Source organism: Stenotrophomonas sp. FBCC-B152 (genome assembly GCF_059134105.1).
Genome location: NZ_CP101442.1, coordinates 344,724 through 360,168 on the forward strand (window position 1 = coordinate 344,724; position 15,445 = coordinate 360,168).

12 protein-coding genes and 5 tRNA genes are annotated in these 15,445 nt (G+C 66.7%); 14 read left to right on the plus strand and 3 right to left on the minus strand.

Annotated elements, in window-relative coordinates:
- Position 1 precedes the first annotated feature (1 nt).
- Both prfA and hemA read right to left on the minus strand, forming a co-directional pair.
- Positions 2 to 1,087 (minus strand): peptide chain release factor 1, encoded by a 1,086-nt coding sequence (gene prfA / locus NMB40_RS01570; RefSeq protein ID WP_494359946.1) that lies wholly within the window; start codon positions 1,085 to 1,087, stop codon positions 2 to 4.
- Entirely contained in the window at positions 1,065 to 2,348 is a 1,284-nt protein-coding gene (gene hemA, locus NMB40_RS01575; protein ID WP_494359947.1) for a glutamyl-tRNA reductase, read from the minus strand. The genes prfA and hemA overlap by 23 nt, the downstream gene beginning before the upstream one ends.
- Before the next feature lie 64 nt (positions 2,349 to 2,412).
- Here hemA and NMB40_RS01580 point away from each other — a divergent pair, with 64 nt between their 5' ends.
- The 8 genes from NMB40_RS01580 (at position 2,413) to ychF (ending at position 9,296) form a co-directional block, all read left to right on the plus strand.
- The gene (locus tag NMB40_RS01580) at positions 2,413 to 4,098 is read left to right on the plus strand and encodes a tetratricopeptide repeat protein (protein WP_494359948.1); all 1,686 of its coding nucleotides are present in this window, start codon (positions 2,413 to 2,415) and stop codon (positions 4,096 to 4,098) included.
- Positions 4,095 to 4,754 (plus strand): lipoprotein insertase outer membrane protein LolB, encoded by a 660-nt coding sequence (gene lolB, locus NMB40_RS01585; RefSeq protein WP_494359949.1) that lies wholly within the window; start codon positions 4,095 to 4,097, stop codon positions 4,752 to 4,754. The genes NMB40_RS01580 and lolB overlap by 4 nt, the downstream gene beginning before the upstream one ends.
- Complete coding sequence (ispE, locus tag NMB40_RS01590; RefSeq protein ID WP_494359950.1) at positions 4,751 to 5,620, plus strand: 4-(cytidine 5'-diphospho)-2-C-methyl-D-erythritol kinase; 870 nt, start codon at positions 4,751 to 4,753, stop codon at positions 5,618 to 5,620. The genes lolB and ispE overlap by 4 nt, the downstream gene beginning before the upstream one ends.
- 9 nt (positions 5,621 to 5,629) lie before the next feature.
- A tRNA-Gln gene (locus NMB40_RS01595) sits at positions 5,630 to 5,706 on the plus strand.
- 134 nt (positions 5,707 to 5,840) lie between these two features.
- Positions 5,841 to 6,800 (plus strand): ribose-phosphate diphosphokinase, encoded by a 960-nt coding sequence (locus NMB40_RS01600; RefSeq protein ID WP_038692467.1) that lies wholly within the window; start codon positions 5,841 to 5,843, stop codon positions 6,798 to 6,800.
- Between the two features lie 112 nt (positions 6,801 to 6,912).
- Positions 6,913 to 7,530: a 50S ribosomal protein L25/general stress protein Ctc gene (locus tag NMB40_RS01605; protein WP_068849424.1), complete on the plus strand. Its 618-nt coding sequence runs from the start codon at positions 6,913 to 6,915 to the stop codon at positions 7,528 to 7,530.
- An 80-nt stretch (positions 7,531 to 7,610) separates the two neighbouring features.
- Positions 7,611 to 8,189 carry an aminoacyl-tRNA hydrolase gene (gene pth, locus NMB40_RS01610; protein ID WP_214904664.1) on the plus strand — a complete coding sequence of 193 codons (579 nt, stop codon included), beginning with the start codon at positions 7,611 to 7,613 and terminating at the stop codon, positions 8,187 to 8,189.
- 15 nt (positions 8,190 to 8,204) lie between these two features.
- A complete protein-coding gene (ychF, locus tag NMB40_RS01615) occupies positions 8,205 to 9,296 on the plus strand; it encodes a redox-regulated ATPase YchF (protein ID WP_217538810.1) in 1,092 nt (363 codons plus the stop codon).
- Between the two features lie 296 nt (positions 9,297 to 9,592).
- Here ychF and NMB40_RS01620 read toward each other — a convergent pair whose 3' ends face one another.
- Positions 9,593 to 12,328, minus strand: coding sequence for a TonB-dependent receptor plug domain-containing protein (locus NMB40_RS01620; protein ID WP_494359951.1), 2,736 nt, complete (start codon positions 12,326 to 12,328; stop codon positions 9,593 to 9,595).
- A gap of 234 nt (positions 12,329 to 12,562) precedes the next feature.
- On the opposite strand from NMB40_RS01620, the gene NMB40_RS01625 reads away from it, so the two are divergent.
- The 6 genes from NMB40_RS01625 to NMB40_RS01650 all read left to right on the plus strand — a co-directional run bounded on the left by NMB40_RS01625 (position 12,563) and on the right by NMB40_RS01650 (position 15,439).
- Positions 12,563 to 13,573: an isoaspartyl peptidase/L-asparaginase family protein gene (locus NMB40_RS01625; protein ID WP_494359952.1), complete on the plus strand. Its 1,011-nt coding sequence runs from the start codon at positions 12,563 to 12,565 to the stop codon at positions 13,571 to 13,573.
- Between the two features lie 138 nt (positions 13,574 to 13,711).
- Positions 13,712 to 13,797, plus strand: a tRNA-Tyr gene (locus tag NMB40_RS01630).
- 38 nt (positions 13,798 to 13,835) lie between these two features.
- Positions 13,836 to 13,909: transfer RNA gene (locus tag NMB40_RS01635), tRNA-Gly, on the plus strand.
- A gap of 47 nt (positions 13,910 to 13,956) precedes the next feature.
- Positions 13,957 to 14,032 (plus strand) — tRNA-Thr (locus tag NMB40_RS01640).
- Between the two features lie 40 nt (positions 14,033 to 14,072).
- Entirely contained in the window at positions 14,073 to 15,263 is a 1,191-nt protein-coding gene (tuf, locus tag NMB40_RS01645) for an elongation factor Tu (RefSeq protein ID WP_494359953.1), read from the plus strand.
- Positions 15,264 to 15,363: 100 nt separating this feature from the next.
- A tRNA-Trp gene (locus NMB40_RS01650) sits at positions 15,364 to 15,439 on the plus strand.
- Positions 15,440 to 15,445 lie beyond the last annotated feature (6 nt).

A 15,445-nucleotide genomic window follows, 5' to 3' on the forward strand; every position in this document is an offset into this window, starting at 1 on the left:
CTCACGCGCCGGCGGACAGCTGGGCCAGTTCGTCGGCCTGGTGTTCGTGGATCAGCCGCTCCACCAGCGTATCCAGCTCACCGGCGATGATGTTGGGCAGGTCGTACAGGGTCAGTCCTTCCACGCGGTGATCGGTAATCCGGCCCTGCGGGAAGCTGTAGGTGCGGATGCGCTGGCTGCGGTCGCCGCTGCCGACCTGCAGCCGGCGGCTTTCCGCGGTGGCGGCCGCCTGCTTGCTGCGCTCGGCATCGAGCAGCTGTGCCTTCAGGCGCTTCATCGCCTTGTCGCGGTTGGCGTGCTGGCTGCGCTCGGTCTGGCATTCCACCACCACGCCGCTCGGCACGTGGGTGATGCGGATGGCCGATTCGGTCTTGTTCACGTGCTGGCCACCGGCGCCGGACGAGCGGAACGTATCCACCCGCAGGTCGGCCGGGTTGATGACGATCTCATCGACCTCGTCGGCTTCGGGAATGATCGCCACGGTGGCCGCCGAGGTGTGGATGCGCCCCTGCGACTCGGTCGCCGGCACGCGCTGCACGCGGTGCGTGCCGGATTCGAACTTGAGCCTGGAATAGGCGCCGCGGCCCACCACGCGCGCCACGATTTCCTTGTAGCCGCCATGCTCGCCGGGGCTGTCCGATTCGATCTCGACCTTCCAGCCCTGGCGCTCGGCATAGCGCGCGTACATGCGGAACAGGTCGCCGGCGAAGATCGCCGCCTCGTCGCCGCCGGTACCGGCGCGCACTTCCAGGAACAGGTTGCCGTCGTCGCGCGGATCGCGCGGCACCAGCAGCAACGCCAGGTCATGGTCCAGCTGCTGCAGGCGTTCCTGCGCGGCGGTGATTTCCTCTTCGGCCAGCTCGCGCAGGTCCGGGTCGGCACGCATGGCTTCGGCGGCGGCCAGGTCGGCCAGCGCCCGCGCTTCATCGGCCAGCGCGGTGGCGATCGGCTGCAGCTGGGCGAACTCGCGCGAAAAATTGCGGAAGCGCTCGTTGTCGCCGACCACGTCCGGGTCGGCCAGCAGGCGTTCAAGTTCTTCGCGGCGCTCGGCCAGCGCTTCCAGCTTACGGCGCAGGGTCGGCGTCATCGTTGCTCACGGCAGGGTGTTGGTAGCCCGGCTTGGCCGGGAACAGGCGCTCGGCGGCGCGGGTCAGTTCAGTATCGCCGCTGAGCGCGGCCGCACGCAGCGCGGCGGTCGGCGGGTGCAGCAGGCGGTTGGTCAGGCCATGCGCGAGCAGCTCCAGCACTTCCTCCGGCGATTTGCCGTGGGCCAGCTGCTGGCGCGCCTTGTCCAGCATTTCCACCCGGGTGGCTTCGCCATACGCGCGCAGCTGGCGCAGCGGCGCCTGGTGCGCGTTGGCCTGCAGAGTCTCGACGAACCGCGATACCTGCAGTTCGATGATGGCTTCGGCTTCGGCCGCCGCCTCGCGCCGGCTGCGGCGGTTGTCCTCCACCGCGCGCTCCAGGTCGTCCACCGTGTACAGGAAGGCATCCTGCAGGTCGCCCACCCCGGTTTCGATGTCGCGCGGCACCGCCAGGTCGAACAGCAGCATCGGCTTGTGCTTCCGCGAGCGCAGCGCGGCGGCGATCTGCGCCTTGCTGATCACCGGCTCGCGCGCGGCGGTGGCCGAAAACACCACGTCGGCTTCGCCCAGGTGGCGTTCCAGCTCGGTCAGCGGCAGCGCCACGCCGCCATGGCGGGTGGCCAGCTCCTGCGCATGGGCCAGGGTGCGGTTGGCGATCAGCAGCCGGCGCACGCGTCCTTCGCTGAGGTGGCGGGCGGCCAGTTCGATGGTTTCGCCGGCGCCGACCAGCAGCACGGTGGAGTCTTCCAGCCGCGCGAAGGAGTTCTGCGCCAGGCGCACCGCGGTGGAGGCCACCGAGATCGGGTTGGCGCCCACGCGGGTATCGGTGCGCGCGCGCTTGGCCACCGAGAAGGTCTGCTGGAACAGCCTGTCCAGGCGCTGGCCAAGCAGCCCATGGTCGCGCGCGGTCGCCCACGCATCCTTCACCTGGCCCAGGATCTGCGGCTCGCCCAGCACCATCGAGTCCAGCCCGGTGGCGACCCGGAACAGGTGGCGCACGGCATCGGCATCGGCATGCTGGTACAGGTAGCCATGCAGCTGCCCGGCGTGCGACTCCAGCCACTGCGCCAGCGCCTCGCCCGATTCGGCCACGGCATACAGTTCGGTGCGGTTGCAGGTGGACAGCAGCACCGCCTCGGCCACCTGCGGGGTATCGCGCAGCGACGCCAATGCCTGGGGCAGGGCGTCGCCGCCAAAGGACGCGCGTTCGCGCAGTTCCACTGGCGCGGTCTGGTGATTCAGTCCGAGCACCCACAGGGTCATTGTTCAGTTGCTTGCGATAAGCTGCTGGCCATTCAAGTCGTCATTTTAAGGCCAGAAGCCCCCGATGCCCGCATTGATTCGCATCTCCAGCGTTCTGCTGCTGTCCCTGTTCACCGCCAACGCCCTGGCGGCAGCCCCGGCTGCCCCGGCCGGCAAGGCCGGAACGGCCGAACCGGCATCGTTGACCCCGGTCATGGCCGGTGAGTTCGCGCTGCAGGCGGGCAAGCTGCCCGAGGCCGCGCGCTGGTACCTGGAAGCCGCCGAGGCAGGCCGTGACGATGCTGGCCTGGCCGAGCGCGCCACCCGGATCGCCATGCTCGCCGACGATGACAAGCGCGCCACCCGCGCGCTGGCCCTGTGGGAGAAGCGTGCGCCCCGTTCGCTGGCCATGCGCAGCGCCGCCGCCGCGCTGGACCTGCGCAAGGGCGATGTGAAGGGCGCGCGGACCGAGCTGGCCACCCTGCTGCGCGACCCGGACCCGCGCGGCTGGAAGTTCGCGCTGGCCGCGCTGGTCGGCGGGGGCCGCGACCCGGCCGCCGCCGCCGATGTGCTGGGCCGGCTGGTCGACGACAACGCCATCCCCAACCAGCTCGAGCCCTGGCAGGAATTTGGCCGGCTGGCCATGCGCATGGACCGCCCCGAGCTGGCCCGGCGCATGGTCGATGAAGTGGTGCGCCGCTTCCCCGGTGAGCCGCGCGTGGCGCTGCTCAATGCCAGCCTGATGTTCCAGGCCGGCAAGACCGACGAGGCACTGGCGGCGCTGCGTTCGGTGGAACCGCGCACCGCCGACGACCCGGAGCTGCGCAACGCGGTGGCCATCGCCTACGACGCGATGGGCGATGCGAAATCGGCCGAGCGCGTGCTCGCGGTCGGTCCGCAGAACGTGCAGACCTGGGGCATGCGCGCCTCGCTGCTGGCCAAGCAGAAAGACGATGTGGCGCTGCTGGCGCTGTACACCGACCTTTCAAAGCAGGCGACCAAGCCGGACCCGGCGCAGCGCCTGCTGCTGGGCAAGATCGCCGAATACCTCAAGCGCCACGCCGAAGCGGTGGACTGGTACCTCAGCGTGCCGGGTGGCGAAGAACGTGCGGAAGCGCGCCTGCGCGCGGCCAGCGCCCAGTACGAACTGGGCCAGACCGACAAGGCCTTCGCCGGGGTCCACGCGATCCAGTCCGACGCCATGATCGACGACGAAGCACGGCGCGACGCCTACCTGCTCGAGGCCGAGCTGCGCCAGCGGGGCGATGACCTGCCGGGTGAGCTGGACGCGCTGGCCCGGGGTCTGGCGGCCTACCCCGACGAGAACGCGCTGCTGTATGCCCGCGCCTTGGCCTGGGAGCGCCGCGACGACGTGCCCCGCGCCGAAGCGGACCTGCGCAAGATCCTGGTGACCGAACCGGAGAACGTGGCCGCGCTCAACGCGCTGGGCTACACCCTGGCCGACCGTACCCCCCGCTACCAGGAAGCATTGGAACTGATCGACCGCGCCCGCGTGGCCGAGCCGGACAACGCCGCCATCGTCGACAGCTATGGCTGGGTGCTCTATCGCCTGGGACGCAACGAAGAGGCGCTGGTGCAGCTGCGCCGGGCCTGGACGCTGGCCAAGGACCCGGAAATCGCCGCGCACGTGGGCGAGGTGCTGTGGGTGCTCGGCCGCAAGGACGAAGCCCGCCGCTTCTTCGATGAAGCGCGCAAGCTGGACCCGGAAAACCGTGCGCTGCAGCGCGTGATCGAGAAATACGGCGTATGAGCATGTTTCCCCTGAAGGCCGCCTTCGCGGCGGCCCTGGCTGTGTCGTTGTCTGCCTGCGTGTCGCTGGACACGCGCAAGGCCCCGGCGGCACCCGATGTGGTGACCGCCGTCAGCGCCGAAGCGCAGCAGGCCGAGGCCGCGCGCGTGGACGCGCTGCGCGCGCAGCCGGCGTGGTCGTTCCAGGGCCGGGTCGCGGTCAGCAAGGGGCGCAACGGCGGCACCGGCCGCATCGACTGGCAGCAGCAGGCGCGCCAGTACGTGGTGTCGCTGAGCGCGCCGGTCACCCGGCAGAGCTGGACCCTGAGCGGTGACAGCGAGAACCGCTCAGGGCGCCTGGACGGTGTGGAAGGTGGCCCGCGCCAGGGCGAGGATGCGCAGCAGGTGCTGCTGGAGGCCACCGGCTGGGATATCCCGGTCAACCAGTTGCCGGACTGGGTGCGCGGCCTGGTCGCCGGAGGGGCGACGGCCGCCGAGATCGATCGCGATGCCGAAGGCCGACCCCGCCGGGTGCGCCAGATGGGCTGGGACATCCAGTTCCTGGACTGGTACCCGGCTGAAGGCGACCGCCCGGTCCTGCCGCGGCGGATCGAAGCGGTCAATGGCGACGCCAAGGTGCGCCTGCTGGTCGATGGCTGGGTGCTGGGCAGCCCATGAGCGCGCTGGACCTGAACGCCAGCGGGCCGTGGTTTCCGGCCCCGGCCAAGCTGAACCTGTTCCTGCACATCACCGGCCGCAGGGCCGACGGCTACCACGAACTGCAGAGCGTGTTCCGGCTGCTGGACTGGGGTGACCGGGTCCGGCTGCAGGTGCGTGAAGATGGCCTGATCCGCCGCGACGGGCCGTCCGTGCCGGGCGTGGCCGAGGCCGATGACCTCGCCGTGCGTGCGGCGATGCTTCTCAAAAAGCATGCAAACGTCGGCCAAGGTGTGGATATCACCGTCGAAAAGTGCGTTCCGGCGGGTGGCGGTTTCGGCGGCGGGTCTTCCGATGCGGCCACCGTGCTGGTCGCGCTCAACCGGCTGTGGCGCGTGGGCCTGGATGAAGATGCACTGGCCGGATTGGGCCTGCAGCTGGGTGCGGACGTGCCGGTGTTCGTGCGCGGCCGCAACGCCTGGGCTGAAGGGGTGGGGGAGCAGCTGACCCCGCTGGCGCTGCCGCCGGCCTGGTATGTGATCGCCGACCCTGGCGTCCACGTGCCCACCGCCGCACTTTTCGCCAGTCCCGATTTGACGCGCGACGCCCCAGTAGCGAAAATAGCGGACTTCGCTTCCGGGTCTTTGCTCGGGAATGCGTTCGAGCCGGTACTGCGCCGTCGCGAACCTGCCGTCCAGGCAGTGCTCATCGCGTTGGACAGGATTGGCCGGGCACGACTCACCGGGTCGGGAAGCGGTTGTTTCGTCGAGTTCGCCACGCGCGCTGCTGCAGAGCAGGGCCTGGCGCGGTTGCCGAAGGAACTGCGGGCATGGGTGGCTGCGGGCGTGGAGCGCTCGCCACTGCTTGATGTACTCGAGCGTTATTGATTTTGATGCAGGGGCGTCGCCAAGAGGCCCAAGGCACCAGGTTTTGATCCTGGCATTCGGAGGTTCGAATCCTCCCGCCCCTGCCACTTGCGGACGCCAACCGCGTTCCATGCGCATGCTGCGCGGACACGGTTGAACGGCCGCGGTGTTGTCACCGCAGACGTCCTCGGGCGCCGGCGGCAGAGTTCTCCGCCAATCGCTCCCGCCCGAGACCGTCATGATGCAAGATCACCCGAACCTGCTGGTATTTTCCGGCAACGCCAACAAGCGCCTTGCGCAGAGCATCTGCAAGGAACTGGGGGTGCGACCGGGCAAGGCACTGGTCTCGCGCTTCTCCGATGGTGAAGTGCAGGTCGAAATCGAAGAGAACGTCCGCAAGCAGGACGTGTTCGTGATCCAGCCGACCTGCGCGCCCAGCGCCGAGAACCTGATGGAACTGCTGGTCCTGATCGATGCGCTCAAGCGCGCCTCGGTCAACAGTGTCACCGCCGTGGTGCCGTATTTCGGTTACTCGCGCCAGGATCGCCGCATGCGCTCCTCGCGCGTGCCGATCACCGCCAAGGTAGCCGCCAAGATGTTCAGCGCCGTTGGCGCCGACCGCGTCCTGACGGTGGACCTGCATGCCGACCAGATCCAGGGGTTCTTCGACATGCCGGTGGACAACGTGTATGCCTCGCCGCTGCTGCTCGCCGATATCTGGCGCGCCTACGGCACGGAAAACCTGATCGTGGTGTCCCCGGACGTGGGTGGCGTGGTGCGTGCGCGCGCCGTCGCCAAGCGCCTGGACGATGCCGACCTGGCGATCATCGACAAGCGCCGTCCGCGCGCCAACGTCTCCACCGTGATGAACATCATCGGTGACGTCGAAGGCAAGACCTGCGTGATGGTCGATGACATCGTCGATACCGCCGGCACCCTGTGTGCGGCCGCCGCGGCGCTGAAGGCGCGTGGCGCCCTCAAGGTGGCCGCGTACTGCACCCACGCCGTGCTCTCGGGCCCGGCGGTGGACAACATCAACAACTCCCAGCTCGACGAGCTGGTGGTGACCGATACCATCCCGCTGCGTGAAGAAGCGCGCGTGTGCAGCAAGATCCGCCAGCTCAGCGTGGCGGAAATGCTGGCCGAAACGATGCGCCGCATCGCCTTCGGCGAGTCGGTCAGCTCGCTGTACGTGGATTGATTCGTTTTTCCTGGCCGCCGGCAACGGCAGCCAGGGCCCCGGGGACGTCTGGTCGCGGACGTGCCCTTCATCGCCAAGCCATTCCGGCAAGGCAACAACTGGTAGAAGCAAAATGTCGAAGACCCATGAAATCAAGGTCACCAAGCGTGAACTGCAGCGTAAGGGTGCGAGCCGCCGCCTGCGTCACGCCGGTGTGATCCCGGCCATCGTGTACGGTGGCAACGCCGAACCGGTCGCCATCAGCCTGGACCACAACGCCACCTGGCTGGCCCAGCAGAACGAGTGGTTCTACTCGTCGATCCTGAGCCTGAACCTGGACGGCCAGATCACCAAGGTCCTGCTGCGTGACATGCAGCGCCACCCGCACAAGCAGCTGATCATGCACCTGGATTTCCTGCGCGTGGATGAGAACCAGGCCCTGACCGCTTCGGTGCCGCTGCACTTCCTCAACGAAGACACCTCGCCGGCCGGCAAGGCTGCCGACGTCGTGGTCACCCACGAACTGAAGGAAGTCACCGTCAGCTGCCTGCCGAAGGACCTGCCGGAGTCGATCGACGTCGACCTGGGCGAGCTGAAGGCGGGCGACGTGGTGTACCTGTCCAACATCAAGCTGCCCAAGGGCGTTGAGATCGTTGCCCTGGCCCAGGGCAAGGACCACGACGACGCCATCGTCACTGCCAAGCACGGCAAGGGCGAAGCCGCTGACGAAGAAGTGGCTGCTGCAGAGTAAGTGATTGCGGCGCCTGTCCTTCGGGGCAGGCGCCGTTTCTGCATGTACCGGCACACCGCCGGTAGCGATGAAGAAGAGCGATGACAGGATTGCGATTGATCGTTGGCCTGGGTAACCCCGGACCCGAGCACGCCCAGACCCGGCACAATGCCGGGTTTCGTTTCATTGACGCCCTGGTCGCACAGGCCGGCGCGCGCTGGAGCGTGGACAGCAAGCTGTTCGGCGAGACCGCCAAGGTCGACATCGCCGGTCAACCGGTGTGGCTGCTCAAGCCCGCCACCTTCATGAATCTCAGTGGCAAGTCGGTCACCGCCGCCCAGCGCTTCTGGAAGATCGAGCCCGAACAAACCCTGCTGGCGCACGACGAACTGGACCTGCCGCCCGGCGTGGCCCGGCTCAAGTTCGATGGCGGCCACGGCGGCCAGAACGGTCTGCGTGACACCATCCGCCTGCTCGGCCATGGAAAGTTCCACCGCCTGCGCATCGGCATCGGTCATCCCGGTCACAAGGACCGCGTGGTGCCATGGGTGCTCGGCCGTGCCAGCAAGGACGATGACGTGCTGATCGGGCATGCCATCGACGACGCCATCGACGTACTGCCGCTGGCCGTGCGTGGCGATTACAGTGAGGCGATGAAGCGCCTGCACACCCCGAAATAACAGAGGCTGTCAAAGATGGGTATCAAATGCGGCATCGTCGGCCTGCCCAACGTCGGCAAATCGACCCTGTTCAACGCGCTGACCAAGGCAGGCATCGCCGCGGCCAACTTCCCGTTCTGCACCATCGAGCCGAACGTCGGCATCGTGCCCGTGCCGGATCCGCGCCTGAATGAACTGGCGGCGATCATCAACCCGCAGAAGGTCATCCCGACCGCCGTGGAGTTCGTCGACATCGCCGGCCTGGTCGCCGGTGCCGCCAGCGGTGAAGGCCTGGGCAACAAGTTCCTGGCCCACATCCGCGAAGTGGATGCGATCACCCATGTGGTGCGCTGCTTCGAGCACGGCGACATCATCCACGTGGCTGGCAAGGTGGATCCGATCTCGGACATCGAGACGATCGACATCGAGCTGGCCCTGGCTGACCTGGACAGCGTGGAAAAGGCGCTGAACCGCGCCGAGCGCGCGGCCAAGGGCGGCGACAAGGATGCGGCGGCACGCAAGCCGGTGCTGGCCAAGCTCCAGGCCGCGCTGGCCGACGGCAAGGCCGGTCGTTCGGTGGGCCTGGACGAGGAAGAGAAGGCGCTGGTGCGTGACCTGTTCCTGCTGACCCTGAAGCCGGTGATGTACATCTGCAACGTGCTGGAAGACGGCTTCGAGAACAACCCGCACCTGGAAGCGGTGCGCGCGCATGCGGCGGCCGAGGGTGCGATGGTGGTGCCGGTCTCGGCGGCGATCGAAGAAGAACTCTCGCAGCTGGACGACGAAGACCGCGACACGTTCCTGGCCGACCTCGGCCTGAGCGAGCCGGGCCTCAACCGCGTGATCAACGCGGCGTACAAGCTGCTCGGCCTGCAGACCTACTTCACCGCTGGCGTGAAGGAAGTCCGCGCCTGGACCGTGCGCAAGGGTGCCACCGCCCCGCAGGCGGCCGCCGTGATCCACACCGACTTCGAGAAGGGCTTCATCCGCGCCGAAACCATCGCGTATGACGACTTCATCAAGTACAAGGGCGAAGCCGGCGCCAAGGAAGCCGGTCGCCTGCGCCTGGAAGGCAAGGAATACCGCGTCCAGGAAGGCGACATCCTGCACTTCCGCTTCAACGTCTGATCGGTCGGGCGGACCGTTGGTCCGCTGCCTGCCAACGCAAACGCCCCGCCAAGTGCGGGGCGTCTGCGTTTGAGCGTGGACAATATTTCACCACGCCCTGAATCCCTTCCAGCGCAGTGTTCAGCCGGGTTGTCCACAGCAAACTCCCATGGCTTTCCACGTCCCGTGTGGAAAACCCGCGCGTCGCCTGGACAAAAAACCGCCACCCTTCAAAACCGTTGCAGCGCGTGGCTCAGGCACGGTTGTCCACAGCAAACCCCCATCGCTTTCCACGCACGGTGTGGAGAAGTACGGGATTACAGCGCGGTGCCACCAAACTTGTGCGTGTACTGCAGGTTCAACTGACGCCCCACCGTGTCAAACCACGACACGTCGTAATACGGGTACGACGTATACGTCGCATCCTTCGGCGGCATCTTGTTGAACAGGTTCACCACCGACAGCGACAGGCGCGAATGGTCGTCGAAGCGGTACTGCACCGACAGGTTGTAGCGGTACGTCGCCTTGATCCACGGGCTGTCGCCGCTCTCCCAGTCGAAGCTCTGGTCGTAGCTGTCGAAGCTCGGCAGCTTGCCCAGGCGCTGCCCGTACAGCGTGGTCGACCACGCCGCGTTCTCCCAGGTCAGGCTCGCGCTGGTCTTGGTGCGCGGAATGTCGAAACCGCTGTTGACCGCGAACTGGTCCTCCACCACGTCCCCGGCGAACTGCTGGAAATCATGGCGCTGCACCCAGGTGTGGTTGCCGCTCAGGATGAAATCACCCACGCCGGTGGTCAGGCGGTAGCGCAGGCCCACATCGATGCCGCGGGTGGTCTCGCGCGCGATGTTGATCGGGCTCACGTGCACCCCGTACAGGCGCCCATCGCTGGTGCGGTTGACCCGGTTGATCGCATCCACGCAGGTCGGCGAGGCCGCGTCTGCAGCGCCCAGGCGGCAGGCCGCTTCATCGCGCAGGATCGTGCTCACGTCCATGTCTTGCACCTGGTCGCGCATGTCGATGTCGAACCAGTCCACCGACAGGTCCAGCCCCAGCGCAGGCGACCACACCAGGCCGGCGCTCCACGACGTACTGGTTTCCGGGTCCAGCTGGCGGTTGCCCTCGCGGGTGCGGATCAGGTTCTCCTCGTAATCCGAGCAGTCGTCCGCCCCATCCACCGCGCACGCGTAGTAGTCGTTCGCGCTGGTCTCATCGTTGCCCGGGCCGGCATACACGTAGTGCAGGTCCGGCGCACGGAACGCGGTGCCGTACGAGCCGCGCACCAGCAGCGACTCGAGCGGGCGCCACTCGATGCCGCCGCTCCAGGTCGCCTTGCCGATCGTGTTGCCCGAATAGCGGTACTGGTCGAAGCGGCCGGCCACGCTCACGTTGAGCGTGTCATGCAGCGGCAGGCGCAGCTCGGCCGCGGTGGCCCAGCGGTTGCGGCTGCCGTGGCCGTCCGAGTCCTTCCAGCTGTAGTAGTAGTACTCGGTCGCCAGCGGATCCGGGTTCAGCGCGTAGGACTGGTTGCCGAATTCGGCCGTGGCCGCAAAGCCCGCCTTGCCGCCCGGCAGATCGAACAGCTCGCCGTTGGTCAGGGTCAGCGCCGCGGTATCGGTGCGCGATTTCGGCGTATACGTGGTGCGCGCCGAGATCGAATCGTATTCGGCGCGGGTCAGCGGCCGGTACAGGCGCGCCGGGTCGGCGTTGTAGATCGGGAAGCCATCGTCGTCCTCGCCCAGCTGCGGGCCAAGGAACAGGTCGTTGGCCTTCGAGGCGATGATCTGCGGCCAGCGGATCGACGACTGGTACTGCGAATGGCTCAGCGAGGCCTCGTAGTCCCACGCCGCGCCCAGCGAGCCCTTGAACCCGGTGGTGACGCTGAAGGTCTTCTGGGTGCTGCGGATCATCCCGTTGCGCAGCCCGCCCATTTCCTCCGGCGAGAACTGGCGCTGCCAGAACTCCACCTGGTCGGTGGCCTGGTTGTAGAAGTAGCCGTCTTCATTGCCATCCGGCGTCATCAGGCCCCACTGGGTCACATCGCGCATCAGCGCAATGTCGTGGTAGCCCAGCTGCACGTCGGCGAACCATTCGGCGCCATTCTCGAAGCCGTAACGCAGCGATGCGTAGCCGTTGGCGCCGCGCCGCTCGCTGAGGATCGTGCCGTAGCCGATCGAACGGTCGCTGCCACAGTAGAAGCCATAGCGCGCGCGCTCGGCGTAGTACGTGCTGCCCTTGTTCTGCCCGGCCAGCGCATCGCAGGTGGCCTGGCCCGGGTCCAGGTAATCGTCGTTGTAATCGGTGCGCAGGTACGCGCGGCGCGCGGCGCGGGCGCTTTCGGTGGGGGCGTCGAGCGTGGAATCCTGCTGGGCGCGCTCATAGGCCCACAGCGGGGTCTGCGACTGCAGCTCCAGGCTGTATACCGCGCTGAACTTTCCCGAATCGAAGCCGCTGGCGATGCTCATGTCGAACGACTCGCCACCGCCCTCGGTGGTGGTGCCCATGCGCACATCCACCGTGGTGCCATCCACCTGCTTTTTCAGGATGAAGTTGACCACGCCGGCGATCGCATCCGAACCGTAGATGGCCGACGCGCTGCCGGTCAGCACTTCGATCCGCTCGATCATGCCCAGCGGGATGTTGGAGACGTCGGTGAAGTTGCTGCGGCCCTGGAAGGGCATCGGGAAATCGGCGATGCGCCGGCCGTTGACCAGCACCAGGGTGTGGTTGGGGCCCAGCCCGCGCAGGTCGACCTGCTGCGCGCCCGGCGAGAAATCGGCGCCGCTGGCGGACTGCTGGCTCTGGGTCTCACCGCCGTTCTGGGTCATCGAACGCAGCACGTCCGGCACGCTGGTGAAGCCGCTGGCCTGGATCTGCTCGGCGGTGATCACCGTGACCGGTGCCGGGCCTTCGACCTGGGCGCGCGGAATGCGCGAGCCGGTGACCTGCACCGTATCCAGCTGCTGCACCCCGGGGGTCGGGGCCTGCGCCGCCGCGGTTGCGGCCACACCCATCAACGCCAGCTGGATCGACCACGCCATCGCCTGTTTACGCATGAGAATTCTCAAGAAGAAAGTAGGCCTCAAGGGAGGCCGCGACCCCCATTCACATTCGGTGAACGGACGGCGCGCATTTAACGCCTTTTTTACGCCGTTCACCACTGCCTGATCTTCAGGAATGTGCTGGAACCGATTTCCGGCCGCGCTGCCCGGGCTGCATGGCTTTCGGCCGATGCAGGCCGGCGCCCGGCGCGGGCATGATGGGACTTCATCCGCCACCTGGTCACTGCCATGTCCCGCCGATCCTCCCTGCTGCTGTCCCTGTGCCTGCTCAGCCCGCTCGCCCTGGCCGCCGAACCGGTGCTGGTCATCCACGGCGGGGCAGGGGTGCAGCGCAAGGACCTCTCGCCGGCCGAAGACAAGGCGGCCCGCGCGGCACTCAGCCAGGCGCTCATCGCGGGCCACAAGGCGCTGGCGGCTGGCAAGCCGGCGCTGGACGCGGTCACGGCCGCCATTACCGTGCTCGAGGACGATCCGACCTTCAATGCTGGCAAGGGCGCGGTGTTCACCCATGATGGCCGCAACGAGCTGGATGCCGCGCTGATGGACGGCGCCAGCCTCAAGGCCGGCGCAGTGGCCGGCGTGCAGCGCGTGCGCAACCCGATCCTGCTGGCCGAAGCGGTCATGCAGCACTCCCCGCACGTGATGATGGTGGGCGAGGGCGCCGAGACCTTCGCCGCCAGCCAGGGCATCGCCCTGGTCGATCCGTCCTACTTCCGCACCGAAAAGCGCTGGCAGCAGCTGCAGAAGGCCCTGAAGGAAGAGGCCAGCGGCCAGGCCCATGCCGACCTGGAAACCGCCCGCCACTTCGGCACCGTGGGTGCCGTCGCGCTGGACAGCCAGGGCCACCTCGCTGCAGGCACCTCCACCGGCGGCATGACCAACAAGCGCTATGGGCGTGTCGGCGACTCACCGATCATCGGCGCCGGCACCTATGCAAACGCTACCTGTGCCGTGTCCGGCACCGGCTGGGGCGAGTACTACATCCGCACGGCGGCCGCGCACGACATCTGCGCGCGCATGCAGTACCTGAAGCAGGGGCCGGAAGAAGCAGGGCGCGAGGTGATCAACACGCGCATTCCCGCACTGGGCGGCGACGGCGGTGCGATCGTGCTTGGCGCCGATGGCCGTGCCGCCACGCCGTTCAACACGCAGGGCATGTATCGCGGCTGGATCGGTGCCGATGGCGTGCCGCACGTGGCGATCTTCGCGGACGAAACGCTGTCGCTTCCGGGCCAATAGCCGGTGTGGCCAGGGAAAAATGCGATTCGTGTGAAAAAGTTCAAAAAGGTTGTTGACAGAACCCGCATTCACCCCCAAAATTCACGGCTCTTCCACCCCACACCGAAAACGCTTCGGCGCCACGGGACAGGGTGGTAAGGAGGGATACCCAAGCGGCCAACGGGGGCAGACTGTAAATCTGCTGGCTTACGCCTTCGGTGGTTCGAATCCACCTCCCTCCACCAGTTTCATGCAGTTTCAAGTTGTGGCAAGAGCTTCCGATGCGGGAGTAGTTCAATGGTAGAACCTCAGCCTTCCAAGCTGATGGTGCGGGTTCGATCCCCGTCTCCCGCTCCATTGAATGGATTTGAATATATTCAAATTCGTGCCATAATTCAAAACTCGCTCACGTAGCTCAGTCGGTAGAGCACCTCCTTGGTAAGGAGGAGGTCGAAGGTTCGATTCCTTTCGTGAGCACCATCTAAGTGCCACCATTCAGACGATTTCGAGATAAGCAGCCATGGCCAAGGGTAAGTTCGAGCGCACCAAGCCGCACGTCAACGTCGGCACCATCGGTCACGTCGACCACGGCAAGACCACGCTGACCGCCGCACTGACCAAGATCGGTGCCGAGCGCTTCGGTGGCGAGTTCAAGGATTACTCCGCGATCGACGCCGCGCCGGAAGAAAAGGCTCGTGGCATCACGATCTCGACCGCACACGTCGAATACGAATCCCCGAACCGTCACTACGCCCACGTCGATTGCCCGGGCCATGCTGACTACGTCAAGAACATGATCACCGGTGCCGCCCAGATGGACGGCGCGATCCTGGTCTGTTCGGCTGCTGACGGCCCGATGCCGCAGACCCGCGAGCACATCCTGCTGTCGCGCCAGGTCGGCGTGCCGTACATCGTCGTGTTCCTGAACAAGGCCGACATGGTGGACGACGCCGAGCTGCTGGAACTGGTCGAAATGGAAGTCCGCGAGCTGCTGAGCAAGTACGACTTCCCGGGCGACGACACTCCGATCATCTCGGGCTCGGCCCGTCTGGCGCTGGAAGGCGACCAGAGCGAGATCGGCGTGCCGGCCATCATCAAGCTGGTCGAGGCGCTGGACACCTGGATCCCGCTGCCGGAACGCGACGTGGACAAGACCTTCCTGATGCCGGTGGAAGACGTGTTCTCGATCTCGGGCCGCGGCACCGTGGTGACCGGTCGTATCGAGCGCGGCGTGATCAAGGTCGGCGAAGAAATCGAAATCGTCGGTATCCGCGACACCCAGAAGACCACCGTGACCGGTGTGGAAATGTTCCGCAAGCTGCTGGACCAGGGCCAGGCAGGCGACAACGCCGGTCTGCTGCTGCGCGGCACCAAGCGTGACGACGTCCAGCGCGGTCAGGTTCTGTGCAAGCCGGGTTCGATCAAGCCGCACACCGAGTTCGAAGGCGAAGTGTACGTGCTGTCGAAGGATGAGGGCGGCCGTCACACCCCGTTCTTCAACGGCTACCGCCCGCAGTTCTACTTCCGTACCACCGACATCACCGGCGCCGCCAAGCTGCCGGAAGGCGTCGAGATGGTGATGCCGGGTGACAACGTGAAGATGGTCGTGACCCTGATCAACCCGGTCGCGATGGATGAAGGCCTGCGTTTCGCCATTCGTGAGGGCGGTCGTACCGTCGGCGCCGGCGTGGTCTCCAAGATCATCAAGTAATCTGCACTACCGGCGGCAGCAAAGCGCTGCCGGTCTCGCGAACGGCGGGCCGGGAACCTCGGTCCGCCTTCGCCGTCTAAGGGAAGGCAGTTTTTTCAGTACGCCAGTAGCTCAATTGGCAGAGCAGCGGTCTCCAAAACCGCAGGTTGGGGGTTCGAGTCCCTCCTGGCGTGCCACTTCTC